We start from the raw sequence: 26,749 nt of genomic DNA, 5'->3' as shown, positions 1-26,749 counted from the left end.
GGCGGCGGGTCCGTCCCCGGGGACGGACGGCGATGCGTCGATGATTGCAGACGGAGCCGCATGTCAGGCCGGACGAGGGGACCTTGGGACGGCTGGTGCGGCCTGGCCCTCGGCGCGGGTCGGAGTTGGTAACGTTCCCATCCCCGACGACCGCTTCCGCGGCTTGTTCACGTCCCTGGCTCTTGACGAGTCGTCAGGGACACCTCAACAATCCTGAGTTGATTGGTAACGTTCACACGCGCACCCAGCACCCGCACTCCGAGCATCCCCCGTCCCCGAGGCAGCCCGCCGGACGGCGAGCGGGCCTCCGCGAGAAGGTGGTCCCCCTCGTGCTCCGATCCGTGCATCCCTCCAGATCGCCTCTGCGCACCCGGTACGCGGGGGCGTTGAGCGCCCTCGCCCTGGCCGTCTCGGGCCTCGTCGGCCTCGCCGCGGCCGCGCCGGCCCACGCGGCGGCGCTGCCCCTGACCCAGTACGTCGATCCGTTCATCGGCACCGACGACAGCAACGCCCCCAACCCCGTGCCGGGCGGCGCCGGGGGCAGCACCTACCCCGGCGCCGTAGTGCCCTTCGGCGGCGTCCAGTTCAGCCCCGACACCCCCACCGCCTCCCCGTCCGGCTACCGCTACAAGGACACCACCGTCGAGGACTTCAGCCTCACCCACTTCGACGGCGCCGGCTGCGCCAACAACGAGGATCTGCCGCTGCTGCCGGTCACCGGCGCGCTCGGCACCTCACCGGGCACCAACTGGACCAGCTACGCCTCCGGCTACACCAAGGCGAACGAGGTGGCCAGGCCCGGCTACTACAAGACCCGCCTGGACCGCTACGCCACCGACGTCGAGCTGTCCGCGACCACCCGCACCGGCATGGGAAAGCTGACCTACCCCGCCTCCTCGGCCTCCCGCCTGCTCGTCGCCACCGGCCGCAGCGCCACCGGCAGCCGCGCCGGAACCGTGCACGTCAACGGCAACGAGCTGACCGGCAGTGTGACCGCCGGAGGATTCTGCGGCTCCTCCAAGACGTACCAGATCTACTTCGACATCCGCTTCGACCGCACCCCCACCGGCTTCGGCACCTGGTCGGGCGCCACCGTCACGGACGGCTCCGCGAACGCCTCGGGCACCAACACCGGCGCCTACGTCACCTTCGACACCACCGCCGACAGCACGGTGCAGTTCAAGGTGGGCCTCTCCTACGTCAGCGTCGCGGGCGCCCAGGCCAACGTGGCGGCGGAGAACACCGGCTGGGACTTCGGCGCGGTGCGCACCGCGGCCGACGACTCCTGGAACCAGATGCTCAACCGCGTCCAGGTCTTCGGCGGCAGCACCGCGGAGCGCCAGAAGTTCTACACCTCGCTCTACCACGTCCTGCAGAGCCCCAACATCTCCAGCGACGTCAGCGGCGACTACCGAGGCTTCGACAGCGCCGTGCACCACTCGGACCGGCCGGTCTACCAGAACTACTCCGGCTGGGACATCTACCGCTCCTGGGCGGCCCTGACAGCGCTGATCGCACCCGCCGAGGCCAGTGACATCGCCAAGTCGATGGTCCTGGACGGACAGCAGGGCGGCCTGCTGCCCAAGTGGTCGCAGCAGACCAACGAGGACTTCGTGATGACGGGCGACCCGGGCCCGATCATCGTCGCCAGCATGTACGCCTTCGGGGCGCGCGACTTCGACACCAGCGCGGCGCTCGCCCTGATGGAGAAGGCGTCCAACGGCGGCACCGCGCAGGGCAGCGCGATCCGGGGGCGCCAGTCGACGTACACCAGCCTGCACTACCTCGACGACCCCTCCGACTCGCTGGAGTACTCCGCGTCCGACTTCGCGGTGGCCCAGTTCGCCAAGGCCCTCGGCAACACCTCCGGCTACACCACCCACATGAGCCGTGCGCAGTGGTGGCGCAACACCTTCAACGCCGAGTCGTCCTACGTCCAGCAGCACAAGGGCGACGGCTCCTGGAGCTGGCCGCTGGACCCGGCGAGCCAGTCCACCTTCACCGAGGGCAACGCCTCCCAGTACACCTGGATGGTCCCGTACGACTTCGCCGACCTGATCAACTCCATGGGCGGCCGGCAGACCGCCGTCCAGCGCCTCGACCACCACTTCACCGAGGTCAACGCCGGTCAGAGCAGGCCCTACTACTACATCGGCAACGAGCCCGAGCACGGTGTGCCCTGGGCCTACAACTACGCCCGCCACCCGGCCGGGGCCTCGGACGCGGTGCGCAAGGTGATGGCCGAGTCCTTCACCACCGGCGCGGGCGGCCTGCCCGGCAACGACGACCTCGGTGCCACCTCCGCCTGGTACGTGTGGGCGGCGCTGGGGATGTATCCGACCACGCCCGGCGCGGACACGCTGGCACTGCACGGGCCGCAGTTCCCGTCCGTCCTCATCCAGCGCGCGGCCGGGAACATCACCATCGACACCTCCGGCTCCGGCCCGTATGTGCAGGGACTCGGCGTCAACGGGACCGCCACCAGCCACAGCTATCTGCGCTACCCGGACCTGGCCTCCGGCGCCACCCTCACGTACACCATGGGCGCGAGCCCCAGTGCCACCTGGGGCACCGGCGCCGCCGACGTGCCGCCCTCCTTCCAGGACGGCGCCACTCCCGTACCGGCGGCGCCCGAGCTCGGTGCCGATCTCGCCAAGGGCGCGACGGCGACGGGGTCGGCGGCATGCGCGGCGGCCGAGTCCGCCGACAAGGCGGTGGACGGATCGGTGAGCAACAACAGCAAGTGGTGCTCGGCCGCGAGCAGCCCCTCGCTCCAGGTCGATCTGGGATCCGCGAGGACGGTGTCGTCGTTCGTCGTCAAGCACGCCGGTCTCGGCGGGGAGAACACCGGCTGGAACACCGGCGGCTTCCAGATCCAGACCAGCACCGACGGCTCCGCCTGGACCACGGCCGTCACCGTCACCGGCTCGCGCTCCAGCCGGACCTACCACCCCGTCTCGGCCCGCACCGCCCGCCATGTCCGGCTGCTGGTCACCAGCCCGGCCAACACGTCGAGCAGCGCGGCCCGTATCTACGAACTGGAGGTGTACGGGGGCGGCAGCGGCAACTTGGCGCTCGGACAGCCGGCGACCGGCTCGGCGTCCTGCAACGCGTCGGAGACCCCGGACAAGGCGGTCAACGGAAGCGTCAGCGGCGGCAACAGCGACAAGTGGTGCTCGCTGGCCGCCGGCACCAAGAACCTCCAGGTCGACCTGGGCGGCTCCCACCCGCTGAACACGATCACCGTGCGGCACGCGGGCGCGGGCGGTGAGAGCGCGGCCATGGACACCAGGGACTTCGACCTGAGCGTGTCCGCCGACGGAGCCGCCTGGACCACGGTGGCGCAGGTGCGCGGCAACAGCGCCGACTCCACCAGCCACCCCGTCACCGCCTCCGCCCGCTATGTGCGGCTCGCGGTCCTCACCCCCACCCAGAGCGCCGACCAGGCCGCCCGGATATACGAGTTGGAGGTCTACGGCACCTGACGCACGGGCCCGGTCGACGGGTCGTCGTCGCCGCGCGCCGCCGGACAGGTCACGTCGGCGCGCGGCAGTCGTCCGTCGGCCAGATAGGCGTTGACGGCGCCGTTGACGCAGGTGCTGCCGTAGGCGGTTCCGTACACCGCGTGCCGGTAGGAGTGCTCCACCGTGATCAGCCGGGAGCTCGGCCACTTGGCGTGCATGGCCCGGGCCTCCGCGTACGGCACGCGCGGATCGCCCGTGGCGTTGACCATCAGCGCCGGGACGTCGTTGTCCACGGCGGTCGGCCGTTCGCGCGGCGCGGGCCAGAACGGGCACGGGGTGACGTCGTTGACGACCGGCCCGAACAGCGGGTGGGCGGCGCGGCTGCGCTCCACGGCCCGCCGGTAGACCTCCGGGTCGCGCGGGCCGGGGGTGTCGGCGCACAGATACGCCGTCTGGGTGCTGCCGTAGGCGGAGTACTGCCCGGTGAACAGCCCCGGCAGCATCTCCGCGAGTCCGGGATCGGGCTCGGCGTGGCCGCTGCGCGCCGCCTCCTTGAGCGTGCCGACCATCACGGCGATGCCGTCGTCGCTCGGCGCCAGGTCGTCGCCGAGGACCCCGTAGACCAGCAGGGGCAGGGTGTGCTCGTCGATGCGGTAGGTCCCGACCGTGAACGGGCGGCGGACGGCTGTCGTCCGGACGCGCTCCACGGTCGCCAGGACCGCGTCGGCCGTGGCGCCCAGGCCGTAGGCGGCGTCGCGCCGCGCGGCCCATCCCGCCCAGTGGCGCAGGGCGTCCTCGTTGACCCGCTCCGTCGCGTACTCGGCCCAGGGGGCGAGGTGGCCGGGCTCGTGCACACCGTCGAGGACGATCCGGTCGGTGCGGCCCGGGAACATCGCGGTGTAGACCTCGCCCAGATACGTGCCGTAGGAGATCCCCAGATACGAGATCCGCGGTTCGCCGAGCGCCGTGCGCACGAGGTCGAGGTCGCGTGCGGCGTTGCGGGTCGAGGCGTAGGGCAGCAGGCCGCCCGCGTGGCTGCGGCATTTCGCGGCGAGGTCGCGCTGGAAGGCGGCCATCCGGGCGAAGCCCGCCCGGCCCTCGCCGGCCCCGCGGAAGTAGGTGCTGGTGGGCCAGTGGCAGTCGAGGGGGGTGTTGCGTCCGGCGAAGCGGGGGTCGACGCCCACCAGGTCGTACCGGGCGGCGAGTTCCCCGAGGGCGGCCCGGCGGTCGAGCAGGTAGTCGATGACCGGGTCGGCGGGGCCGCCCTCGTTCACCACCAGGGCGCCGATCCGGTGGGCGGTGTCGGTGGCCGGGATCCGGGCGACGGCCACGGTGATGGTGGGGCCGGCGGGCCGGGTGTGGTCGAGCGGGACCTTCACCTCGGCGCACCGGGCGCCCGCCCTGTCCAGCTCCTGGCCCGGGGTGTCCTGGGCGTCGCGCACACAGGTGTGCCAGGTGGGAGTGGGAGCGGCGGCGGCCGGCGGCGGGGTGGGCGTCAGCGGGAGAAGGGCGGCCACGGCCGTGGCCGCCCCGAGCCGGACGCGGATGTGCTTGCCGTACGCCTTCCTCATGTCACCGAGGGTAGCGGGACGTTTCGCCATCGCGCCGGTGAAAGCGGAAATTTCGCCAGAGGACGGCGAGGTCAGAGGACGGCGACGGGGGAGGCGTGCGCGAAGTCCGCGACGACGACGCCGCCCTCCTTGGTGTCGTCGTTGATGAAGACGATCGACTCGATGGGTACGTTCCGTTCCTCGCCCAGCGCCGCGACCAGCTCCTGGGCCACGACGGTCTCCAGGACGACTCGGGCGCTCGGCGCGGTGTCGGGCAGCCGGACGACGGCGAGGTTCTCGCCCCCCTTGACCCGGGCGGTGGTCACCAGCAGGGTGAGATGCCCCGCGGCCGCCAGGGACCGGGCGAGCGCGACCTCGCGGCCGCAGCCGAACACCAGGTGCAGGGTGTTGCCCGCCGACTCCATCTCGCCGTGCAGGTAGTTGCGGGTGACGGAGGCGGCGGCCGGCATCCGGGGCACCTCGCGCAGCAGCAGCGCCGCCTCCTCCGCCGCGAGCCGGGAGGCGCCGGAGGCCACGCAGTCGACGGCGACGCACCGCGCGGCGCGGGCCCGCAGCGGGGCGACAGCGTGGGCCGCCCGGGTGCGCACCGCCCGGACCAGCTCGGGCACGCCGTCCCAGGCGTCGCCGACCCGGCCCGCGAGCGCCCCCGCGATCAGGTCGAGCGCGACGACGGTAGCGGTGAAGCCGACGGTCGAGGCGCAGGAGTCGGGCTCGTTGCCGAGGTCGACGGTGAGCTGGGCGAGGGCGCCGAGCGGGGAGGGGGTGACGTTGAGGACCGCCAGGGTCGGTACGCCGTGCGCCGCCCGGAACGCGGCGATCGTCTCCGAGCTGCGGCCGCTCTGCGACACGCCGATGAGCAGATCGGTCTCGAAGCCGCCGAGCCCCTGCTCGATCTCACTGGCGAGCACCCGCTGGGCGGGCACGCCGTGGCCGCGCAGCACCTCGACCGGCAGGGCGAGGGCCGCGTACGAGGCGCCGATGCCCGCGAGGAGCGGACGCTTCACGCGGCGCAGCCGGTCGCCGGCCGGCCCGTCCAACTGCCGCCGCACATGGGTGATCACACGCTCCAGGGCCTGTGGCTGTTCGGCCTGGCCGTCGAGGAAGGTGATGCGCGTTCCGGGCATGAGAAGTCCTTTCGTGCGCCCCCGGGATGAGGGGACGGGGGTGCGGAGCGGGGACGGAAGACGGACGAACCGGGCAGGTAGGACGTTGAAGGCAGGATCATCCTGCGAAGTGCCGACCGGGTAAATGGCGCCCGGGGAGCGCACGGTGGCGGAGGTGCCCGCCGTGACCGCAGGCGCCTCAGCTGCCACGGCGGCGCGCCGGGGTCCACGGCCCTCGGCGCCGTGTGCCCGCGGCCCGGCCGCGCGCCGACCGGTTCGACGGCCGGACCCGGGGTACCCGCCCACACGCGCGAGCCGCCCCCCGCTCCGAAGAGGCGGGGGACGGCCCGGGGTCAGGCTGGTGGGTCCGGGGTCAGATGAGGTCCATCGCGGCCACCTCGTCGGGGCTGCCGTAGCTGACCGGTCCCTGGAAGCGCCGGCGGGCGGTGGCGAACCACCACAGGGTGGCGATGAAGAGCACCGCGCCCAGCGCGATCGGCGCGTAGTTGAACGAGTCGGTGGTGATCGGAGAGGTCTGCGGCAGCATGAACAGCACGCTGCTGAGCCCGATCCAGGTCACGGCGATCGCCGCCACCGGCTTGCCCCAGCGGCCCAGGTTCCACGGTCCGGCCTGGAAGTCGTCCAGGCGAAGGCGCAGGAAGATGGGCACGCCGTAGGCGAGGTAGAGCCCGACGACGTTGACGCTGACGATGGCGGTGAAGGCGGTGTGCGACCACCAGCCGGGGATGATCAGCACCAGTGAGCAGGCCGCCGCCAGCCACACCGCCTTGACCGGGGTGCGGGTGCGCAGCGAGACCGAGTGCCACCAGCGCGAGCCCGGCATGGCCCCGTCGCGCGAGAAGGCGAAGATCTGCCGGGTGTTGCTGGTCATGTTGGCGAGGCCGCAGAACAGCATCGCGCCGATCACGATCAGCAGGAGCAGCTTGGCGGTGCCCATGCCGAGCGCGTCGATGAGGATCTGTACCGGCGGGGCCGCCGAGCCCGCCTCGCCCGCGTAGTCGCGGATCGCGTACACCAGGGCGAGCATCAGGACCAGTCCGGCGAGCGCCGAGTAGATGATCGCGCGCATGATGCCCTTGGGGGTGTTGACCGTGGCCTTCACGGTCTCCTCGGACATGTGGAAGCTGCCGTCGAAGCCGGTGAACGTCCAACTGGTCACCAGCAGGCCCAGCATGGCGGCGTAGAAGCCGCTGCTGAAGCCGGTGGTGTTGACGAAGTGGTTGGCGAACGACGGGGACTGGTGGTGCGCGGGCTTGAAGGTGAGGGCGGCGACGATGACCACCATGCCGACCAGCAGCCACCACACGGAGATCCGGTTCACCACGGCCACCAGCTGCACCGTGTACGTGTTGGCGAGCGCCTGCACCACCAGGATCACCGCGGCGATGCCGACGGTCTGCTGGGCGGTGGGCTCGTAGGAGGGCCACTGCATGGAGACGAAGGCCTGGATGAAGGTCGCGGCCGCGTAATTGGTGGCGGCCGTGCCGCCGACCTGGCCGACGAAGTTCAGCCAGCCGGTGTACCAGGACCAGGCGCCCCGGTGCCGCTTGGCGAGCTTGCCCGCGGAGAAGTACAGGGCGCCGCTGGTCGGGTAGGCGGAGGCGATCTCGCCCATCGCGGCGCCGACGAACAGCACCATCACCGACACACCGATCCAGCCGAAGACCAGGATGCGCGGCCCGCCGGCGCCCATTCCGAATCCGAAGGCGGAGAATATGCCGGAGATGATGTTGATGATCGTAAAAGATATCGCGAAATTGTCGAACGCGTGGAATCTGCGCGTGAGTTTGCGCGGGTAGCCCATCGCGTGCAGCGTCGCGTCGTCGTCGAGGGCGACGGGCGCTTCACGGCGGGGGGCTTTCGAGCGGAGCGGGGACGTGCGCTCGGACACTGGTGGCAGCCTTTCCTGGTGGGGGTGGACAGGACGCGTGTCGTACGGGTGCCGCTGGGCCGTGCGGTCGTGCCGGCGGGTCAGGCCGGGCCGGGGGTGGGCAGTCCGCAGGCCCGCCGGGCCCTGGTCAGCCGCTCCTCGGGGTCGCCGAACGCGCTCCACGGCATACGGGAGGCGTAGGGCCCCATGGCCGTGAGCACTTCCCGGGCCTCGAACTCGCGCTTGGCCATGTACAGCGCGTGCCCCAGATAGGCCAGGTCGAGGACCGGCGTGAAGCGGTAGTGCGCGGTGTGGGGGAACCAGTTCTGGTAGATGCCCAGCGCCGTCGCCGTCCACTGGGGTTGCAGCCAGGTGCTGTCGGCGAGCAGGGCGGCGGGGTCGTAGTCCTCGACGAGCGCGACCAGGGGGAGCAGCCGCAGCGCCGAGTTCAGCGGGGCGCGGTGGCTGAGGAAGGAGGCGACGTCCCAGCGGGCACTGGCGGAGCCGCCGTGCCGGGTGAAGAAGAAGGCCAGGAAGCGGTGGTGGGCCTCGCGGTTCCAGGGGTCGAGCCGCAGGATGTGGGAGAACAGCTGCCAGGGCCCGGGCGGCGCGGTCAACAGGCCTTTGGGGGCCGGGTCGTGGGAGCGCTCGAAGCGGGCGAGGGCGAGCTGGGCGACCCAGGGGGTGGGGTCCTGCGGGAGCAGCTTCGCGGCCCGGCCGCAGGCGGCCGTCGCGATGCGCATCAGGGCGCCCGCCCGGCCGTCCCGGGCATCGGCCATGCGTAACGCCCGTACCATCGCGACACGCGCCGCCAACAGGGCGGCCTCCGCGCTCGGTTCCTCGGCGAGCCACCGCTCGGCGAGGTCGGAGTCGGCGGCCTCGGAGGCGAGCACCAGGGAGCGGTGGGCCCGCACCTCGAAGTCCGTGCGGGTGTCCTTGAGGACGTTGTGCGCGCTCAGGTACCGGCCGGCCCGTACGTCCGTGCAGGCCTGCGCCAACTCGCGATCGTCGGCCGCCGGATGCCACACGTACTGCCCCTCGAACGAGCCAGCAGTCACGATCCCCTCTCCATCCCGAAGACGACGCCACCCGCATGCGCATTCCGGCCATGGCGAATTCGGCCAGGGGAGGTCACCCCTACGCAGGCTCACTGACAGCGAGCCACACCTTACTCATCATTAAGTCGTATCGAAACTCGCCGTCCGGAATATCTGGTTCCTTGTCATTTAGAGGCGCGACAAAAGAGCTTGGGTCGGCCGGACGCGCCGTCCGGCTATTGGCATCGCGTCGACCGGGGGTATGTGGACGGCATATTCCCCAGTCGAGCGCAGATCGGGGTCAAGGGCTTCGTGGGGTGGCGTGCGTGACCGGGGTGTGCGGCCCGTGTCACCCTTGCCGTCTGTGGAGGCCCTGGTCAGAGGGCCGGGAGCCGGGGTTGGCCGGCTTCGAGGAACCGATGGCTGGAGTAGGGCTGTTGCTGCATCTGCGTTTGAACGTACCGGCCGAGCTCACCGACGAGGTGGTGCGGACCCTGGAGGCCACGGTGGGCACCGCCCATCTGGCCGTCGTCCCGGGGGCCTCCCGCAACCCCGCGGGCGATCTGGTGCTGTGCGATGTCGCGCGGGAGGCCGGGGACGAGCTCCTCGGCGATCTGCGCGCGCTCGGTCTCGACCGGTCGGGGGCCATCGCCGTCGAGAACATCGACCTGTCGCTGTCCAAGCGCGCCGAGAAGGCCGAGGCGGAGGCCCCGGGCGAGGGCGTGGACGCGGTGCTGTGGGAACAGCTCACGGACGCCACCCATGAGGAGTCGACCCTCACGGTCACCTATGTGGCGTTCCTGGCGATCGCCACGATGCTGGCGGCGTGCGGTGTCATGCTCGACAACGCGATCCTCATCGTGGGCGCGATGGCGGTGGGGCCCGAGTTCGGGCCGCTGGCCGGGATCTCCACGGCGCTCGTCCAACGCGCGCCGGGCCTGGTGTGGCGCTCGCTCACCGCGCTGGTGGCCGGGTTCGCCGCGGCCATGCTGCTGACGGCCGGGTTCGGCTGGCTCCTGGACCAGCTGGGGCTCTTCGACAAGGCGATGCTGGAGGCGGCCCGGCCGAACACCGCCTTCATCTGGAAGCCCGACTGGATGTCGTTCGTCGTGGCCTTTCTGGCGGGCGTCGCCGGAACGCTCTCGCTCACCTCGGCCAAGTCGGGGGCGCTGATCGGGGTGGCCATCTCGGTGACCACGGTCCCGGCGGCGGCCAACGCCGCCATGGCGTTCAGCTACAAGGAGTACGCCCAGACGTGGGGCTCCACCGGACAGCTCCTGGCCAACTTGGGTGGGATCGTCCTCGCGGGCATCCTCACGCTGCTCACCCAGAAGGCCCTGCTGACGAGCGCGCGCCGGCGCCGTACGCCCGTGCGCTGAGGACCGGATACCGAGGCCGGACGCCGCGTGGCGCGGGGCGGGGTCTGGCCCCACTCCCGCGCCACACGCGACCGGACGGGACGGTCAGTACTTGTTGTTGTAGTGGTCCGCGCTCGACCAGCCGCCGCCGCTGCAGTGGAACGAGTAGAGCGTGCCCCGGTTGGCGTTGGTGGCCATGACCCCGTCGCACTCGTGCTTGTGGCCCTTCTCGCTGCTGTGGCCACGGCCGTGCTCACGGTCGTCGTCCTTGGCGTAGCCGTGGTGACGGCCGGCGTCCTTGGTGTACCCGTGGTGACGGTTGTCGTCGCGGCCGTAGCCGCGGCCGTTGTCGTGACGGCGGTCGTCGTCACGGCCGTAACCGTAGCCGTAGCCGTGGTGGCGGCCGTGGTCGTCGTCCCGGCCGTAGTCATGGCGGCGGTCGTCGTCGCGGCCGTAGCCGTAGCCGTGCCCGTAGTCGTGGCGGCGGTCGTCGTCGCGGCCGTAGCCGTAGCCGTGGTGGCGGCCGTGGTCGTCGTCGTCGTGGGCCAGGGCGGTCGCCGCGCCGCTGAAGACGATGCCGACGGTGAGAACGCTCGCGGTGAGCGTGGAACGCAAACGCATGGGTGCTCCTGTGGGGTCGGAAGCAGATCGTGACGTCCTGAGCGATCACCGTTACGGACGGTGGCGAAACCTGCCTTCACCCGACTGCCGGGCGTGTGACGTCCTTCACGCCGGTGTGGCGGTACGTGATGAATTCCTTACAGGGGCACTCCGTACAGGTGAGCACAAGGATCGGCGTGACGCTGCTGCGGGAGGTTCCTCATGAGGCCGTTCACACTGCACTACACGGTGCCGCACGAGCCGGAGGAGACGGAGGTCGTCTACCGCTTCGACCCCTCGCGGCAATTGAACGTGCTGCCCGACGGCCGCCCCGCGGTCGCCGACCGCGCGGTGCTCCGGGCGGCCGGCACCACCGCGTCCACCGCCGGTTCCCAGACGCACTTCGACGACTGACGGCCCGGCAGTCGGATGACGGTTCTCATCCTCACCTGTGAACAGGACGTCACCACCGACATGGTGGTGACCCAACTGCATCAGCGCGGTGTCCCGCTGGTGCGCCTCGACCCCGCCGATCTGCCCGGCAAGGCGGTGCTCTCGGCCGAGTACGCCCACGGGGACTTCGCCGGTCATCTGTCGGTGGACGGGTTCCTGGTGAGCATGTCGGGGCTGCGCTCGGTCTGGGTGCGCCGGCCGGGGCAGCCCGCCGCGCACGCCCCGGAGCCCTCCCAGTGGCTGACCGCCGAGGTCCGCCAGGCGCTGTTCGGCATGCTGTACTCGGCCTCGGCGCGCTGGATGAACCATCCGCGCGACGCCGAGCAGGCCCGCCACAAGCCCTGGCAGCTGCGGGTCGCGCACGCCAGCGGGTTCGCGGTGCCGCCGACCGTCGTCACCACGGTTCCCCGGGTGGCGCGGCAGTTCGCCCAGGAGTACCGGGACGTGGTGGTGAAGAGCGCCGCCGGGCCGCCGCCGGACGAGCCGCTGATGGCGCTGCCGACGACGCTGATCGGGCCGGACGCGGACTTCTCCAGCGTCCGGGCGGGGCCGGTGCTGCTCCAGCGCTATGTCCCCAAGAAGGCGGACATACGGCTGACCTGTGTGGGCGCCCGGCTGTTCGCCGCCCGGAAGGTGTCCGACCCCGGGCAGGTGGACGGGCGCTACGACGACAGCGGCCGCCGCTGGGAGCCCACCGCAGTGCCCGACCGTGTGGCCGAGTCGGTGTACGCGTACACCCACCGCACCCAGCTCGCCTACGCGGCGTTCGACTTCGCCGAGGACGGCGACGGGGTCTGGTGGTTCCTGGAGTGCAATCAGGGGGGCCAGTTCGGCTTCGTCGAACTCGACACCGGCCAGCCGATAGCGGCGGAGGTGGCCGCCTGGCTGGCTCAGTGAACCCCCGCCCGGGCGCGCCCGCGCACGGTGGCCAGAAGCGGTGCCTCGGGCTGGAGCAGCAGCGTGACGCGAGGCGCCACCTCGGCGGCCGGCAGGTCCAGGCGGCAGCGCTGGGCGAGGGTGGCGAGGATCAGGGCCGCCTCGACTTGCGCGAAGCGCGCGCCCAGGCAGGTGCGCTGACCGCCGCCGAACGGGAACCAGGCGTGGTCCGGCACCGCGTCCGGCGCGTCGGCGTCCCAGCGCTGCGGGCGGAACTCGTCGGGGCGCGGGAACCAGCGCGGGTCGCGGTGCGTGGTCCACTGGCTGCACCAGACGGTCGTCCCGGCCGGGACGCGGGTGCCGCCGAGCGTGGCGCCCGGGCGGGCGACGGCCGGCAGGAGCCAGGCCGGCGGGTACAGCCGCAGCGACTCCTTGACGATCTGCTGGGTCCACACCAGCCGGTCGTAGTCGTCGACGGTCGGCGGCCGCCCGGCCAGCACCTGGTCCACCTCGGCTTCGAGGCGGGCGCGGGCCTGAGGGGTGCGCGAGAGCAGGTGCACGGTCCACGTCAGCGCCGTGGAGGTCGTCTCGTGACCGGCCGCCCACAGGGTGACCGCCTCGTCGCGCACCTCCTTGGGCGACAGCGGCTCGCCCTCCTCGTCGCGTGCCGAGAGCAGCCTGCTGAGCAGGTCGTCGCGCTGTTCCATCTCGCCGGGCGGCGCGCTCAGCCGGGCCTCGATGAGCCGGTGCACCTCGGCGTCGATGATGGCCACCGCGCCCAGCAGGGCCCGCCGCGACGGGGTGCGCACCCAGCCCGGCAGGAACAGCCCGAGGCCGCGCAGCTCGGCTCCCACCGCCCGCTCCGCCGTCTCCATCGCGTCGCCCAGCGCCCGGGTCTGCTCTCCGAGGTCGTTGCCGAACAGGGTGCGCAGCACGACCCGCTGGGTGATGAGCGCCATCTGCTCGCGTACGTCGATCCGCTCGCCCTCGCGCCAGGCGTCGGCCGCCGCGCCCGCGCACTCCACCATCGTCTCGGCGTAGGCCCGGACCTGGCGCGGCCGGACGGTCGGCTGCACCAGTGAGCGCTTGCGGCGCCAGTCGGCGCCCGTGCTGAGGATGACGCTGCGGCCGGTGATCTGTTTGAAGGCCCAGCCGATGTCGAGGATGTCGAACGTGTGCTCACGGCCCGCCAGCAGCTCCATGATGTGCTGGGGGTGCGAGAGGAACAGGCTGCGCCGGGGGCCGAGCGACCAGGTCACCGCGTCCCCGAACTCGTCGCGCAACCGGGTCATGAAGCCCAGCGGGTCCCTGCCGAAGGAGAACAGGTGGCCGAGCGGACGGGGCAGCCCACGGGGGCCGCGGACGGGCTGGAGCGGGGGTGCGGTGAGGGGCACGAGGTCTCCCGGGGTACGCCGGTGAGGGCTCAACATAGTGTTTTTCTGCCCGTCCGCCGGACGCGACAAGCCGGTGACGCGAGCGTGCGTGACGCGCGTCGGGGCGCGGGCGGGGGCGCGAAGGCAGGCTCTTGCCGCCCTCGCGCCCGGCGGATCAGGCGTCGGAGGCCTGGAGCTCCTGTCGCTCGTACGGCGGATGCAGCTCGGGGTGGGTGTCCCACCAGGCCCGGTGGAAGGCGTTGTTGTCGACGTTGGCCAGATAGGCGCAGAGCGCCGCGCGGTAGAGCAGCTCGGCCTGCCGGGCCGGGACCGTCGTACGGTTCCAGGCCAGCCGGATGCGGCCGGTGAGCGGGGCGCCGGCGAGCGGGCGCATCACCGTGCCCTCGGCCCGTGGCGCGGTGGGCTGGCTCAGCGCGACGGCCCGGCCCCCGGCGATCAGCGCGTACTGCATCATCCGGTCCGCGACCCGGTGCCGCAGCCGGGGCGCGAACCCGGCCCGCGCGCACGCCTCGGCGAACGCCTCCGGCCCGCCGTCGTCGTCCTCCACCAGCGTCAGCCACGCCTCGTCGGCCAGGTCGGCCAGCTCGATGTGCTCCCGGCCGGCCAGCCGGTGGTGGGCCGACAGCCGGATGGAGAAGGGTTCCTCCGGGATCAGCGTCCTGGCCAACACCCCTTCGGGCAGCGGCACTTCATGGTCGTTGACCTCCCCGTACACGATGGCGTCGTAGCGTCCGGCGCCCAGCATCCGGGTCAGCGCGGTCACCGAGTGCTCCAGGTCCACGGTGATCTCCTGGCCGGCCAGCGCCAGGTCGGTCTGCTCCAGCAGGCCGTCGAGCAGGACCAGCAGGATGCAGCCGAGCCGCAGCGGGGCGTCGGTGGCGACCGTACGCGCCCGGGTGCCGAGCGCGTCCATCTCGCTGAGCACCCGGCGCGCCCTGGCGAGCACGAACCGGCCCAGCGGGGTCGGCTCGGTGCCGTGCCGGCTGCGGACGAACAGATCCCCTCCGGTGACCCGCTCGATACGCCGCAGTTGGGCGGAGAGCGAGGGCTGGGAGACCCCGAGCCGGCGCGCGGCGCGGCCCAGACTGCCCGCTTCCGCGATCTGGCAGACGGCCTGCAAGTGCCTCAACTCCAGCTGCATCTTCCGAGCGTACGCAGCGGCCCCGCGACGCACCATAACCCGCGTCGTATGGCCGACTGGTATGTATCTGGTTTGCCATGTCCACGCCCATACTGCGCGGAGAACAGGCCCCCCACGATCGGAGTGGACGTTGCGCCCCTTCAGATTGACGGCCGCCGTGGCAGCACTGGCGCTGACCACGAGCCTGACCGGCGCCCTGGCCGGTACGGCATCGGCCGCACCCCAGACGCAGACAGGGCCGAACCAGCGGCCCACCCCCCTCTCGCGCGCCGTCGCCGCCGCCGACACGGCGGTCCGCAGCGGCCTCGACACCTTGGTCAACTCCCCGCAGGAGCAGTACGAGCGGCGCATGGTCACCCCCTGGGTGAAGAACCTCTTCTCCGTCGCCTACGAGCGCAGTTACCGAGGGCTGCCGGTGGTCGGCGGCGACGCGGTGGTGCTCGCGGACGGCGACGGTGACATCCGCGCCGTGCAGTCCGCCTCCTCCGTACGGATCGATGTGGCGACCACCCCGACGGTCACCGCGAAGTCGGCCGAATCCACCTCCCGAGGCAAACTGGCCAAGGTCGACAAGGTGGTCGACAGCCGGCTCGTCGTCCGCCTCGCGGACGGCAGGGCGGCGCTCGCCTGGGAGACCGTGCTCTCCGGCCGCACCAGGACCGCGCCCAGCAGGCTCCATGTGTTCGTGGACGCCCGGACCGGAAAGGTCCTCGCCACCCACGACGACGTCGAGGCGGGCACCGCCAACAGCAAGTGGAACGGCCCCAGCCCGCTCACCATCGACACCACCAACTCGGGCGGCAGCTACTCGCTGCGCGACCCCAACCGGGCGGGTCTGAGCTGCGCCGACTACAGCTCGGGTTCGGTCTTCACCAAGTCCTCGGACTCCTGGGGCACCGGCAGCCCCACCAGCAAGGAGACCGGCTGCGCGGACCTCATGTTCGCCGCGCAGAAGCAGTGGGACATGCTGGCCCAGTGGCTCGGGCGCAACGGCGTCAGCGGCAACGGCCGCAGCTTCCCCGGCAAGGTCGGCCTGAACGACCTGAACGCCTACTGGGACGGCAGCTCGGTCACCATCGGCCACAACAGCGCCAACGAGTGGATCGCCGGGATCGACGTGGTGGGCCACGAGTACGGGCATGCCATCGACAGCAACACCCCCGGCGGCACCAGTGGCCAGGAGTCCGGCCTCGGCGAGGGCACCGGTGACATCTTCGGCGCGCTGACCGAGGCGTACGTCAACGAGCCCGCCCCGTACGACACTCCGGACTACACCGTCGGCGAGATGATCAATCTCCAGGGCCGGGGCCCGATCCGGAACATGTACAACCCCTCGGCCGTCAACAACGACCCCAACTGCTACAGCTCCGCGATACCCGGCACCGAGGTGCACGCGGCCGCGGGACCGCTCAACCACTGGTTCTATCTGCTGGCCGAGGGCAGCAGCCCCGGCGGCGGCAAGCCCAACAGCCCCACCTGCAACCAGAGCACCGTCGTAGGCGTCGGTGTGCAGAACGCGGGCAAGATCTTCTACGGTGGCATGCTCCTGAAGACCAGCAGCATGTCCTACAAGAAGTACCGTACGGCCACGCTGAGTTCGGCCAAGTCGCTGGACGCCACCTGCGACCTCTTCAACCGCACCAAGGCCGCGTGGGACGCCATCAGTGTGCCCGCGCAGACCGCCGACCCGACCTGCCAGCCCAGCGGCCAGAGCGACTTCTCGCTCTCCCTGAACCCGGCGTCCGGCACGGTCCAGCAGGGCGGCTCGGTCACCACCACCGTGGCGACCAGCGTCACCACGGGCTCGGCCCAGTCGGTGGCGCTGACCGCCTCCGGCCTGCCGTCCGGTGTGACCGCCTCCTTCAACCCGGCCACCGTGCAGTCCGGCCAGTCCTCGGTGCTCACCCTCTCCGCGTCCACCAACGCGGCGCCCGGCCCGTCCACGATCACGGTCAAGGGCCAGGGCACCACGCTCTCCCACACCGTCGACTACGCGCTCAACGTCGGCGGCACCCCGCCCGGCACCGACCCGCCCAACATCGACGTGGCCAACGTCCAGGCGCACCTGGCGCAGCTGGGCACCATCGCCACCCAGAACGGCGGCAACCGCCGTGCGGGCAGCGGCGGCCACACCCAGTCGGTGGCCTACATCAAGGGCAAACTCCAGGCCGCCGGATACACCGTGGCCGAGCAGAACTGCACCACGTGCACCTACCCGTCGAACAACCTGATCGCCGACTGGCCCGGCGGCCCCGCCGACCAGGTCCTGATGCTCGGCGCGCACCTCGACAGCGTGTCGGCCGGCCCCGGCATCAACGACAACGGCTCGGGCTCCGCGACGCTGTTGGAGAACGCGCTGGTCCTGGCGCAGAAGAACCCCACCATGACCAAGCACGTGCGGTTCGCCTGGTGGACCGACGAGGAGCAGGGCCTCAACGGCTCCGAGTTCTACGTCAACCGCCTCAGCAGCGCCGACCGCGCGGCGATCAAGGCGTACTACAACTTCGACATGGTCGGCTCGCCCAACGGCGGCTACTTCATCAACAACGTCAACTCCACCCAGGCGGCGCCGCTGAAGGCCTACTGGGACTCGCTCAACCTGGCACCCGAGGAGAACGTCGAGGGCCAGGGCCGCAGTGACGACGCGTCCTTCCAGGCGGCCGGCATCGCCACCTCCGGCTACGCGGCCGGCGCCAGCGCCCGCAAGACCTCGGCGCAGGCGACCAAGTGGGGCGGCACGGCCAACGCCGCCTACGACTCCTGCTACCACAGCTCCTGCGACACCCCGAGCAACATCAGCGCCACGGTCCTGGACCGCAGCGCCGACGGTGTGGCGTACGCGATCTGGAAGCAGGCGGTCGGCGGGACGACCCCGGCGCAGGACTTCTCCCTCGCCACCAACCCGCCCTCCGGCAGCGCCGACCCGGGCGGCAGTGTCACCTCCACGGTGAACACCACCACGGTCAGCGGCAGCCCGCAGACCATCGCCCTGTCGGTGTCGGGTGCGCCCAGCGGTGTGACGGCGACCCTCAGCCCGACGTCCGTGCAGTCCGGCAACTCCTCGACGCTGACCGTGCAGGTCGGCTCGGGCACCACGCCGGGCACGTACACCCTGACGGTGACGGGTGTCGGCACGGTCAGCCACAGCACCACCTTCACGCTGACCGTCGGCGGCGGCACCTGCACCCCGCGCCAGCTCGTCGTCAACGGCGGGTTCGAGAACGGCTCCAGCCCGTGGACGGCCACCTCGGGCGTCATCACCAACCAGGCCGGCGAGACGCCGCACGGCGGCTCCTACATGGCATGGCTGAACGGCTGGGGCAGCTCCCGTACGGACAGCGCCTCCCAGTCGCTGAGCATTCCGGCCGGCTGCTCCCGCTACCAGCTCTCGTTCTTCCAGCACATCGACACGGACGAGAACGAGAACGTGGCGTACGACGTCTTCACCGTCTCGGTCGGCGGTCAGACCCTGGCCACCTTCTCCAACCTCGACGCCAACTCCGGCTACGTCCAGAAGACGTACGACCTCTCGGCGTTCGCCGGGCAGACCGTCACCCTGAAGTTCAACGGCGTGGAGGACCAGTCGCTCCAGACCTCCTACGTCGTGGACGACGTCACCGTCCAGGTGAGCTGACACCGTCCGAGCGCGTGCGCGCATGCGTCGGCCCCCGCCTCTCCAGGCGGGGGCCGACCCTCTTTCCGAGGTGGGCGGTGACTACGCGCCGCTGGCCCGGAGCATGTCCTCACGCTCGACGATCTTCACGCGCTCGCGGCCCTGCGGCTCGCCCAGCGCCTTCTCGGCCGCGTCCAGGCGGTGCCAGCCCTCCCACGTCGTCCAGCGCACCCCGCGCTCGGCGAGGAAGGCGTCGACCGCCTCCGGCTCCGGCGCGGACGGGGTGCGCAGCCGGCCCTGGGCGTGGTCGTCCAGGAGGTTGGCGACGGTCTCGTTGGCGTCGCCCTTGGTGTGGCCGATCAGACCGACCGGGCCGCGCCGGATCCAGCCGGTGACATAGGTGGAGGGGAGGTGCTGCCCGGCCTCGACGACCCGGCCGCCCTCGTTGGGGACGGTGCCCGACTCGACGTCCCAGGGCAGCTTCGGCAGCTCGTCCGAGAGGTAGCCCACCGCCCGGTACACGCCCTGGACGTCCCAGTCGTGGAACTCGCCGGTGCCCACCACGTTGCCGGAGCCGTCGAGGCGGGTGCGCTCGGTGCGCAGGCCGGTGACCGTGCCGTCCTCGCCGAGGATCTCGGTGGGGGACTCGAAGAAGTGCAGGAAGAGCTTGTGCGGGCGCTCGCCCACGTCGCGGATCGCCCAGTTCTCCAGGGTCTTGGCGACCATGTCCGCCTGCTTGTTGGAGCGGCGGGTGGCGATGGAGCCCTCGTCGTAGTCGATGTCCTCGGGGTCGACGATGACCTCGATGGTGGGGGAGTGGTCCAGCTCGCGCAGCTCCATCGGGCTGAACTTCGCCTGGGCGGGGCCACGGCGGCCGAAGACGTGGATCTCGCGCGCCCGGTTGGCCTTCAGACCGTCGTAGACGTTGGCGGGGATCTCCGTGGGCAGCAGCTCGTCGGCGGTCTTGGCGAGGATACGGGCCACGTCCAGGGCGACGTTGCCGACGCCGAGGACGGCGACCTTCCCGGCGTGCAGCGGCCAGGTGCGCGGCACATCGGGGTGGCCGTCGTACCAGGAGACGAAGTCGGCGGCGCCGTACGAGCCGTCGAGCTCGATGCCGGGGATGTCGAGCGCGCGGTCGGCGTCGGCGCCCGTGGAGAAGATCACCGCGTCGTAGAACTCGTGCAGCTCGTCGAGGCTGATGTCGCCGGGGTAGTCGACATTGCCGAAGAGCCGGATCTGCGGCTTGTCGAGCACCTGGTGCAGGGCGGTGACGATGCCCTTGATGCGGGGGTGGTCGGGGGCGACGCCGTAGCGGATCAGTCCGAAGGGCGCGGGCATCTTCTCGAAGAGGTCGATGGAGACACCGGGGTCGGTGGCGGCCGCGGACTTCAGCAGCGCGTCCGCGGCGTAGATCCCGGCGGGACCTGCGCCCACGATGGCTGTCCGCAGGGGGCGGGGCATGACTGTTTCCCTTCGACCGACAACGAAATGGCTCGTCGGCCACCCTAAGCTTAGGCAAACCTAAGTGACTACCCGCCCCCTCTTTATGACCTCATAAGCCAACCTTATGACATCTCAAAGCTGAGGTGATGGGCGGGTGACGAACGGCGCGAAACGGTCGTCGCGGCGAGGTGTCCGGGAGCCGGTCCGGGGCAAGGGAGAATACAAAGCCTCAGCAGGAGTGGGAGGTTGCCCCTTGACCGTCTACGTGGACGACGTGAAGGACTACGGCGCTCTCGCGCGACGACGAGGTCTGCCGTCCGCGCACTGGTGCCATATGACCGCCGACACCGAGGACGAGCTGCACGCCTTCGCCGCCGCCCTCGGGATGCGCCGCGCCTGGTACCAGCGCAAGGGCCCGCAGGACCACCGGTGGCACTACGACATCACCCCACCGACCCGCGCCCAGGCCGTCCGGCTGGGCGCCCGCGAGGTCGACCGGCGGTTCATGGGCAACCTGATGATCAGCCGCAGCGACGACATACGGGTCTGACCCGCTCTGGTCGAAGCCGCAGGTCGGCGGGGCGGTCAGCGGCCCGGCCCGGTCACCGGCGGGAGAGCACGCCCCGGACGTACGCGGCCTGTCCCGCGTGCTGGAGGCTGTCCGAGACGACGCTGACCAGCCGGACCGCCAGCGTGACCGGCGGGTCCCACGAGGTGTCGACGACCCGGGCGAGCGCCTTGCCGTCGAGCCCCGCCAGATAGCCGGCCGTCTGCGCGTGGACGGCCTCGTGGTACCCGGCCAACTGCTCGGCGGAGGCGCTGACCGAGGCCACCTGGGCCGAGGTGTGCCCCTAGCCGGTGTCCGCCGCCGGCAGCGGCAGCCCGAACCGCTCGGCCCACCCCTGCCCGGTCCACACCTGTTCGAGTCCGGCGGCGTCCGCGATGTGGTCGTCCTGGATCCTGGTCAGGTGCCAGACCAGCCAGGCGATGGAGTTGGCCGAGTCGTCGACGCGGAACGCCAACTCCTCGCTGCTCAGGTCTTCGACAGCGGCCGCGACGGTCTCGCGGATCCGGCCGAAGGCGTCGACGAGGAGATCGGAACTGGTCACTGTGGTCACGGTTGCCAAGCTAGGCCCGTCCCGGCCCCCGTGCACGGGGAAACGCCCGCCCCGGTGTGCCCCAAGGGCCGCGCCGGACGTCCCACGCCTGAGGTCCTAGGACCAAATGGTGACCCCGGCACCGCCTTTGAGCAGAGGTTTCGCCGCCGGGGCCGGGCATAGGGTCGGGGACGTAACGGTTGACCGTCGTGAAGCGAACGACGTTGGCCCCACGGCGTACGGACACACCGGCGCGGGGGTACGGAGGAGGGTGTGCCATGGCAGAGCAAGCGCGCGGCTGGTCGGGGGACCTGTTGGACCTGGACGCCTATCTGGCCCGTACCGGGTACGAGGGGGAGCGCGCGCCGACGCTGGCGGCGCTGCGCGGGCTCCAGCGGGCGCATGTCACCTCGATCCCGTTCGAGAACGTCAACGCGCTGCTGGGCAAGCCGGTCGCGCTGGACCTGGAGACGGTGCAGGAGCGCCTGGTGCGGGGCGGCCGGGGTGGCTACTGCTACGAGCACGTGGTGCTGTTCGCCGCCGCGCTGGAGCGCCTCGGCTTCGAGTTCACCCCGCTCATCGGGCGCGTCACCCTCGGCAGCGACAAGATCCTTCCCGCCACCCATGCGCTGATCGCGGTGCGGCCGGCCGACGACGACCGGCTGTGGCTGTGCGACGTGGGCTTCGGCGCCGGGCCGCTGGAGCCCATCGAGATCGCCGACGGGGTCGAGGTGGACCTCGACGGCTGGCGGTTCCGGATGGTGCGGGGGGAGACCACGCTCGGCGTCGACCAGTGGTGGCTCCACCAGTACGGCCAGGACGGCTGGGCCCACCGGCACACCTTCACGCTCACCCCGCAGTACCCCATCGACTACGCGGTGGGCAGCCACTTCGTGAGCACCCACAGCCGCTCGCCCTTCACGGCCCGGCTGTTCGTCCAGAAGTTCACCGCCACGCACCACCACCAGCTGGACGCGACCACCTGGAGGACGTTTCGCCCGGACGGCTCCGCCACCGAGCGCAAGATCGAGCCGGCCGAGCTGGGGCGCGTTCTCGCGGACGAGTTCGGGATCACGGTGGAGGCGGCGGAACTCGCACATCTGGAGCAGGGCCTCGCCTCGGCCTGAGCGCCGGTCCTCGACGGTCCGGTGAGGGTGCGTGCCGGGCGTCGCCGCGCAGGGGGGGCGAAGACAGGCTCTGAGCCGCCCGCCGGACATGGCGAAGCCGGTGACCTTCGCGGCGGCGAAGATTACCGGCAGCGTCCCCGGCCCGGGGGCCGGGGCGGGGACGGCGAGGCCCGTGAGGGGGCTCAGGAACGCTTGTCCTTGGGCGCCTCGGCGCGCTGCGCGTTCTTCTCCTTGATGCGCACCGCCTCCTTGCGCACCTCGGCCTGGGTGGCGCGCTCCTTCTGCAGCCACTCGGGGTTCTCCTGCTTCAGGGCGTCGATCTGCTCGGTGGTGAGCGCCTCGGTGACACCGCCGCGGGCCAGGCCCGCGATGGAGACACCGAGCTTGGCCGCGACCACCGGCCGGGGGTGCGGGCCGGTGCGGCGCAGCTCCTGGAGCCACTGGGGCGGGTCGGCCTGGAGCGCGTTCAGCTCGGTGCGCGAGACGACACCCTCCTGGAACTCTGCGGGGGTGGCCTCGAGGTACACACCCAGCTTCTTCGCCGCGGTCGCGGGCTTCATGGTCTGGGCGGTCTGGTGCGACGTCATGTGTCAAGGGTATCGAGCGTGTGCGCCACCTCCGACCATCACCGGTAACCTGGCCCGGTGACAGGCTCGCAAGCAACCCCCTCGTTCCGGCTCGCCTACGTCCCGGGCGTGACGCCCACCAAGTGGGTGCGGATCTGGAACGAGCGGCTGCCCGACATCCCGCTGACGCTGGTCGCGGTCTCGGCCGCCGAGGCGTTCGACGTGCTGCGCGGCGCCGGCGCCGACGCGGGATTCGTCCGGCTGCCGGTGGACCGGGCCGACCTCAGCGCCATCCCGCTGTACACGGAGACGACCGTGGTCGTGGTCCCCAAGGACCATGTGATCGCGGCGGTCGAGGAGGTGTCCGCCGAGGACCTGGCGGACGAGACCGTGCTGCACCCCCTGGACGACACCCTCGACTGGGAGCGCCCGCCCGGACAGCCCGCCTTCGAGCGCCCCGCCACCACCGCGGACGCCGTCGAGCTGGTGGCGGCGGGCATCGGCCTGCTCGTCGTCCCGCAGTCGCTGGCCCGGCTGCACCACCGCAAGGACCTCACCTACCGGCCGGTCACCGGCACCCCGGAGTCGCGGATCGCCCTGTCGTGGCCCGAGGAGCGGACCACCGACATGGTGGAGGACTTCATCGGGATCGTCCGCGGCCGGACGGTCAACAGCTCACGCGGCCGCGCACAGACCCCCGCGAAGACCAAGGCCGAGCCGAAGGCCAAGCGCCCCGACGCCTCCGCCGCCCGGCGCAAGCCCGCCGCGGGCAAGCCGGCCGCCAAGAACGCGCGCGCCGGCTCCGGCGGCGCCAAGAGCGGCGCCGCCAAGCGCGGCAAGCCCCGCCGCCGCTCCTAGAGCCGGACAGTCTCCAGCACCTGAGCATCCGTTCCCTCCGCCCCTGACCACCCGTCACCGGGTGAGCAGCTCCCGTACCGCCTCCTGCGACCAGTGCGGACCCGCCCCGGGGCGGGACGCCACATACGCGGCCACCGCGTCGGCGTCCCACGCGCCCACCTCGAGGAGCCCCGAGGCCAGATGGCGTACGTATGCGGCGGACGGCGTCGTCGGCGGGATCTCGTGCACCTTCCACGGGGCGGTGAAGGTGAGCAGCGGAAGGCCGTCCACCCAGCCCGCGCGGATCAGGGTCTCGTAGCGGCCGACGCCGAGCTCCGTGCGCCCCCGGGCCAGCACCTCGGTCAGATCGAGGTCGGCGCCCGGCTCCCGGTACATCTCCTGCGCGGCGATGTCGGCGAACTGGGAGGCCGACACCAGATGGGCCCGCGCCAGGACGCGGCCCTCGGCGTCTGGGTCGTAGAAGGCCCGGCCGCCGCCCCAGACCGGCGAGCGGGTCGCGAAGTACATGACGCCCGGGAGCTCCACGGGGATCGACGCGGTCGGCAGGCTGCGGTCGCGGCAGCCCGGGTAGGCGCGGGTCCCGCCGACCGGGGTCCCGCCGGCGAGGTAGCAGGCGAGCCGGTGCAGGAACATGTTCGAGCCGTACGAGGTGTACCAGACCCGGCCGGGAGCCGGGTCGCCCGGCGGGCCGGACTCGACGGGCCGCGTCGCGGTCATGGGAGCCGCCGTCCCTCCCCCTCGGCGTCGAGGCGCCGTTCGAAGCGGAGTCCCGGGCGGCCGCTCAGCTCGATCTCGCCGCAGCGCGTGAACCCGGTGCGGGTCAGGACGGCTCGCGAGGCGGTGTTGTCCAGGGTGGTCGCGGCGCGCAGCCCGGTCAGGCCGTACTCCCCGGCGGCCAGCGCACAGGCCTCGCGCACGGCCGCGGTGGCCAGGCCGCGCCCGGCAGCGCGCTCGGCGACGCGGTAGCCGAGGTCGGCCGAACCGTCCGCCACATCCACCAGGTTGAACCGCCCCAGCACCTCGTCGCCGTCCATCAGCAGATGGAAGAAGCACAGCCCCGCGCTCTGCTCGGCCAGCAACGCCTCGTGGCGGTCGGCGAAGTGGGCGAAGTAGTCGTCGCCCCGGTCGGGGACCGAGGCGGCGAAGTAGGCGCGGTTCTCTCGCTCGAACGCGAGGAGGGCCGGAGCGTGGTCGGGGCGCAGGAGCCGGAGTCGGGGCATGGCCCGCATGCTACGCATCGGGTCGGCCCGGGTCGGCGGATTTCCGCGTCGGCTGCCCCTTGCGGCGCGGGCGGCCGCCGACGCCGTCACGGGGCCAGGGTGAACTCGTGCACCAGCCGCACGAATGCGTCCTCCTTCTCGAAGAACGCCACGTGCCCCGCGTCGATTTCGGCGTACGTGCTGTCGCTGATCGCCGCGTGCAGGTCGCGGCTGTTCTCCACGGGGACGGTGATGTCCTGGGTGCAGCCGATGACCAGGGTCGGGGCCTCGACGCGGGGCAGCAGATGGCGGATGTCGACGCGGGTGTTGAGGTCGACGTGGCGCAGGGTGCCCGGGGTGGGCGGCATGTTGGGGATGAGGAGCTCGACCTGCTCGCGCCCGATGGCGTTGAGGAAGCCCCGGCTGAAACCCGTCATGGCGACAGCGCGCCCGAAGGCGGCCGGGTCGCACACGCCGAGCCGCGCCCACAGGGTGAACAGGTTGCGCAGGTACTCGTCGCCCTCGGTGTGGGCCCAGCCCGCCACCAGGACGAGCCGGCGCACCAGGTCGGGGCGCAGGGCGGCGACCGCGGCGGTGACCGGGGCGCCCAGCGAGAAGCCGAGCAGGTCGACCGGCCCCTCGGCGGCGTCCTCGATGACGGCGATGACCTGCGCGGCCAGCCCCTCCACGGTCAGCGGCGCACCGTCGTCCACGGTGGCGTCGGTGCCCGACAGGTCGGGTGTGATGACGGTGTGCCCGGCGGTGAAACGGGGCGCGGTGCGGCCCCAGCTGAGGGCGGCGCCGCCCGAGCCGGTGCCGTGGACCAGGACGAGCGCGGGGCCCGAGCCGGCGCGCTCGTAGTGGACCTCGGCGCCGGCGACGGTGACGGTGGCGGAGACGGGGGCGGCGGGGGCGGCGGTGAGGGACACGGTTGCTCCTTGGAGGACAGGCTCTGCGTGGCTGCCGGGGTCGTTCGCTCCGGCCGGACCCACCCTGCCGCCCCGAGGCGAGGGGTGGCAGAGCCCGCCGGGACCCGGGGACCGGGAGTCCCTGGCTGGGGCGCCGGAGCATCGGGCAGGATGATCCACATGACGATCGACCGCCGTGAGCTCGCCGACTTCCTCCGCCGTTCGCGTGAGCGCGTGAGCCCGCCGGAGACGGGGCTCGCCACCGGCTCCCGGCGCCGCACCCCGGGGCTGCGGCGCGAGGAGGTGGCCCAGCTCGCGGGCATGTCGACCGACTACTACACCCGGCTGGAACAGGCCCGTGGCCCGCAGCCCTCGCCGCAGATCCTCGCCGCGCTCGCCCGCGCCCTGCGGCTGAGCGACGACGGGCGCGACCACCTCCATCTGCTCGCCGGCCAGCGCCCGCCCGCCGCCGCCGGCAGGGACGACCAGGTGGGCGCCGGACTGCTGCACCTGCTGGAGCGGCTGCCCGGCACCGCGGCCCAGGTGCTGAGCGACCTGGGTGACGTGCTGGCTCAGAACGACCTGGCCCGCTCGCTGCTCGGCGGGGTGTGCACGGTCTCCGAGCACGGGCGCAACGTGGTGTGGCGCTGGTTCGCCGACCCGGCGGCCCGGGCCGCGTACCCGGCCGAGGAGCACGCGCACTACAGCCGGGTCCACGTGGCCGACCTGCGGGCCGCGGTGGGGCGGCGGGCGGGGGACCCGGCGGCGGCCCGGCTGGTGGAGCGGCTGCGCGGCGCCAGCGAGGAGTTCACCACACTGTGGGAACTGCACGAGGTCGCCGTCCGCCGCCACAGCCGGATGCGCGTGCTGCACCCGGCGATCGGCCCCGTGGACCTCGACTGCCAGGTGCTCCTCGCCCCCGAGGGCAACCAGCGGCTCGTCCTGCTCACTCCGCCGCCCGGCACGGACACGGCCGACCGCCTGGCCCTGCTCGCGGGCGCCGGAGAGGAACGGCTGGTCGGGTGATTCGCGGCGCCGTGCCGTGGA

The 26,749-nt window shown here is 72.1% G+C and carries 21 protein-coding genes and 1 pseudogene; 9 read left to right on the top strand and 13 right to left on the bottom strand.

The features are described 5' to 3' along the window. Positions 1 to 386: 386 nt before the first annotated feature. The gene (locus ABD236_RS13515; RefSeq protein WP_344073814.1) at positions 387 to 3,485 is read left to right on the top strand and encodes a GH92 family glycosyl hydrolase; all 3,099 of its coding nucleotides are present in this window, start codon (positions 387 to 389) and stop codon (positions 3,483 to 3,485) included. Here the strand turns inward: ABD236_RS13515 and ABD236_RS13510 are convergent. The 4 genes from ABD236_RS13510 to ABD236_RS13495 all read right to left on the bottom strand — a co-directional run bounded on the left by ABD236_RS13510 (position 3,473) and on the right by ABD236_RS13495 (position 9,087). Beyond that, positions 3,473 to 5,035, bottom strand: a complete 1,563-nt coding sequence (locus tag ABD236_RS13510; RefSeq protein WP_344073813.1) for an alpha/beta hydrolase — start codon at positions 5,033 to 5,035, stop codon at positions 3,473 to 3,475. The genes ABD236_RS13515 and ABD236_RS13510 overlap by 13 nt on opposite strands. Before the next feature lie 71 nt (positions 5,036 to 5,106). Next, the gene (locus ABD236_RS13505; RefSeq protein ID WP_344073812.1) at positions 5,107 to 6,159 is read right to left on the bottom strand and encodes an SIS domain-containing protein; all 1,053 of its coding nucleotides are present in this window, start codon (positions 6,157 to 6,159) and stop codon (positions 5,107 to 5,109) included. Positions 6,160 to 6,511: 352 nt separating this feature from the next. Continuing rightward, on the bottom strand, positions 6,512 to 7,963 hold the full coding sequence (locus ABD236_RS13500; protein WP_344074227.1) for an amino acid permease: 1,452 nt from the start codon (positions 7,961 to 7,963) through the stop codon (positions 6,512 to 6,514). A 167-nt stretch (positions 7,964 to 8,130) separates the two neighbouring features. Then, on the bottom strand, positions 8,131 to 9,087 hold the full coding sequence (locus ABD236_RS13495; RefSeq protein ID WP_344073811.1) for a hypothetical protein: 957 nt from the start codon (positions 9,085 to 9,087) through the stop codon (positions 8,131 to 8,133). Positions 9,088 to 9,503: 416 nt separating this feature from the next. On the opposite strand from ABD236_RS13495, the gene ABD236_RS13490 reads away from it, so the two are divergent. Further along, a complete protein-coding gene (locus ABD236_RS13490) occupies positions 9,504 to 10,445 on the top strand; it encodes a DUF389 domain-containing protein (RefSeq protein WP_344074226.1) in 942 nt (313 codons plus the stop codon). 84 nt (positions 10,446 to 10,529) lie between these two features. Here ABD236_RS13490 and ABD236_RS13485 read toward each other — a convergent pair whose 3' ends face one another. Then, positions 10,530 to 11,045, bottom strand: coding sequence for a hypothetical protein (locus ABD236_RS13485; protein ID WP_344073810.1), 516 nt, complete (start codon positions 11,043 to 11,045; stop codon positions 10,530 to 10,532). Between the two features lie 201 nt (positions 11,046 to 11,246). Here ABD236_RS13485 and tgmA point away from each other — a divergent pair, with 201 nt between their 5' ends. Both tgmA and tgmB read left to right on the top strand, forming a co-directional pair. Continuing rightward, positions 11,247 to 11,438, top strand: a complete 192-nt coding sequence (gene tgmA, locus ABD236_RS13480) for a putative ATP-grasp-modified RiPP (RefSeq protein ID WP_344073809.1) — start codon at positions 11,247 to 11,249, stop codon at positions 11,436 to 11,438. Positions 11,439 to 11,453: 15 nt separating this feature from the next. Next, the gene (gene tgmB / locus ABD236_RS13475; RefSeq protein WP_344073808.1) at positions 11,454 to 12,374 is read left to right on the top strand and encodes an ATP-grasp ribosomal peptide maturase; all 921 of its coding nucleotides are present in this window, start codon (positions 11,454 to 11,456) and stop codon (positions 12,372 to 12,374) included. Here tgmB and ABD236_RS13470 read toward each other — a convergent pair. Continuing rightward, the gene (locus ABD236_RS13470; RefSeq protein ID WP_344073807.1) at positions 12,368 to 13,747 is read right to left on the bottom strand and encodes a cytochrome P450; all 1,380 of its coding nucleotides are present in this window, start codon (positions 13,745 to 13,747) and stop codon (positions 12,368 to 12,370) included. The two genes, tgmB and ABD236_RS13470, sit on opposite strands and share 7 nt — an antisense overlap. 154 nt (positions 13,748 to 13,901) lie before the next feature. After that, positions 13,902 to 14,888: a LysR family transcriptional regulator gene (locus tag ABD236_RS13465; RefSeq protein WP_344073806.1), complete on the bottom strand. Its 987-nt coding sequence runs from the start codon at positions 14,886 to 14,888 to the stop codon at positions 13,902 to 13,904. Positions 14,889 to 15,045: 157 nt separating this feature from the next. Here ABD236_RS13465 and ABD236_RS13460 point away from each other — a divergent pair, with 157 nt between their 5' ends. Beyond that, on the top strand, positions 15,046 to 18,522 hold the full coding sequence (locus ABD236_RS13460) for a M28 family peptidase (protein ID WP_344073805.1): 3,477 nt from the start codon (positions 15,046 to 15,048) through the stop codon (positions 18,520 to 18,522). 81 nt (positions 18,523 to 18,603) lie between these two features. On the opposite strand, the gene ABD236_RS13455 is transcribed toward ABD236_RS13460, so the two are convergent. Then, positions 18,604 to 19,965 carry an FAD/NAD(P)-binding protein gene (locus ABD236_RS13455; protein ID WP_344073803.1) on the bottom strand — a complete coding sequence of 454 codons (1,362 nt, stop codon included), beginning with the start codon at positions 19,963 to 19,965 and terminating at the stop codon, positions 18,604 to 18,606. A gap of 235 nt (positions 19,966 to 20,200) precedes the next feature. On the opposite strand from ABD236_RS13455, the gene ABD236_RS13450 reads away from it, so the two are divergent. Next, positions 20,201 to 20,497, top strand: a complete 297-nt coding sequence (locus ABD236_RS13450) for a DUF4031 domain-containing protein (RefSeq protein ID WP_344073801.1) — start codon at positions 20,201 to 20,203, stop codon at positions 20,495 to 20,497. Positions 20,498 to 20,549: 52 nt separating this feature from the next. Here the strand turns inward: ABD236_RS13450 and ABD236_RS13445 are convergent. Then, a pseudogene (locus tag ABD236_RS13445) lies at positions 20,550 to 21,056 on the bottom strand (mycothiol transferase). A gap of 266 nt (positions 21,057 to 21,322) precedes the next feature. Between ABD236_RS13445 and ABD236_RS13440 the strand changes: the two are divergent. Beyond that, positions 21,323 to 22,171: an arylamine N-acetyltransferase family protein gene (locus ABD236_RS13440; protein WP_344073799.1), complete on the top strand. Its 849-nt coding sequence runs from the start codon at positions 21,323 to 21,325 to the stop codon at positions 22,169 to 22,171. 182 nt (positions 22,172 to 22,353) lie between these two features. Here ABD236_RS13440 and ABD236_RS13435 read toward each other — a convergent pair whose 3' ends face one another. Then, complete coding sequence (locus tag ABD236_RS13435; protein WP_344073797.1) at positions 22,354 to 22,758, bottom strand: DUF5997 family protein; 405 nt, start codon at positions 22,756 to 22,758, stop codon at positions 22,354 to 22,356. Between the two features lie 57 nt (positions 22,759 to 22,815). On the opposite strand from ABD236_RS13435, the gene ABD236_RS13430 reads away from it, so the two are divergent. Beyond that, positions 22,816 to 23,595, top strand: coding sequence for a LysR family substrate-binding domain-containing protein (locus tag ABD236_RS13430; RefSeq protein ID WP_344073796.1), 780 nt, complete (start codon positions 22,816 to 22,818; stop codon positions 23,593 to 23,595). 54 nt (positions 23,596 to 23,649) lie between these two features. On the opposite strand, the gene ABD236_RS13425 is transcribed toward ABD236_RS13430, so the two are convergent. From ABD236_RS13425 to ABD236_RS13415, 3 genes are all read right to left on the bottom strand, one after another. Further along, positions 23,650 to 24,312: a histone deacetylase gene (locus ABD236_RS13425; protein ID WP_344073795.1), complete on the bottom strand. Its 663-nt coding sequence runs from the start codon at positions 24,310 to 24,312 to the stop codon at positions 23,650 to 23,652. After that, positions 24,309 to 24,815, bottom strand: coding sequence for a GNAT family N-acetyltransferase (locus ABD236_RS13420; protein WP_344073794.1), 507 nt, complete (start codon positions 24,813 to 24,815; stop codon positions 24,309 to 24,311). The genes ABD236_RS13425 and ABD236_RS13420 overlap by 4 nt, the downstream gene beginning before the upstream one ends. Before the next feature lie 86 nt (positions 24,816 to 24,901). Continuing rightward, on the bottom strand, positions 24,902 to 25,723 hold the full coding sequence (locus ABD236_RS13415) for an alpha/beta fold hydrolase (RefSeq protein WP_344073793.1): 822 nt from the start codon (positions 25,721 to 25,723) through the stop codon (positions 24,902 to 24,904). 150 nt (positions 25,724 to 25,873) lie between these two features. On the opposite strand from ABD236_RS13415, the gene ABD236_RS13410 reads away from it, so the two are divergent. Then, the gene (locus ABD236_RS13410) at positions 25,874 to 26,728 is read left to right on the top strand and encodes a helix-turn-helix transcriptional regulator (RefSeq protein ID WP_344073792.1); all 855 of its coding nucleotides are present in this window, start codon (positions 25,874 to 25,876) and stop codon (positions 26,726 to 26,728) included. The last annotated feature ends 21 nt before the right edge of the window (positions 26,729 to 26,749 follow it).

Origin of the sequence: Streptomyces crystallinus (genome assembly GCF_039521265.1) — a bacterium.
GTDB lineage: Bacteria > Actinomycetota > Actinomycetes > Streptomycetales > Streptomycetaceae > Streptomyces > Streptomyces crystallinus.
This window is presented reverse-complemented; position numbering and strand designations above follow the sequence as displayed.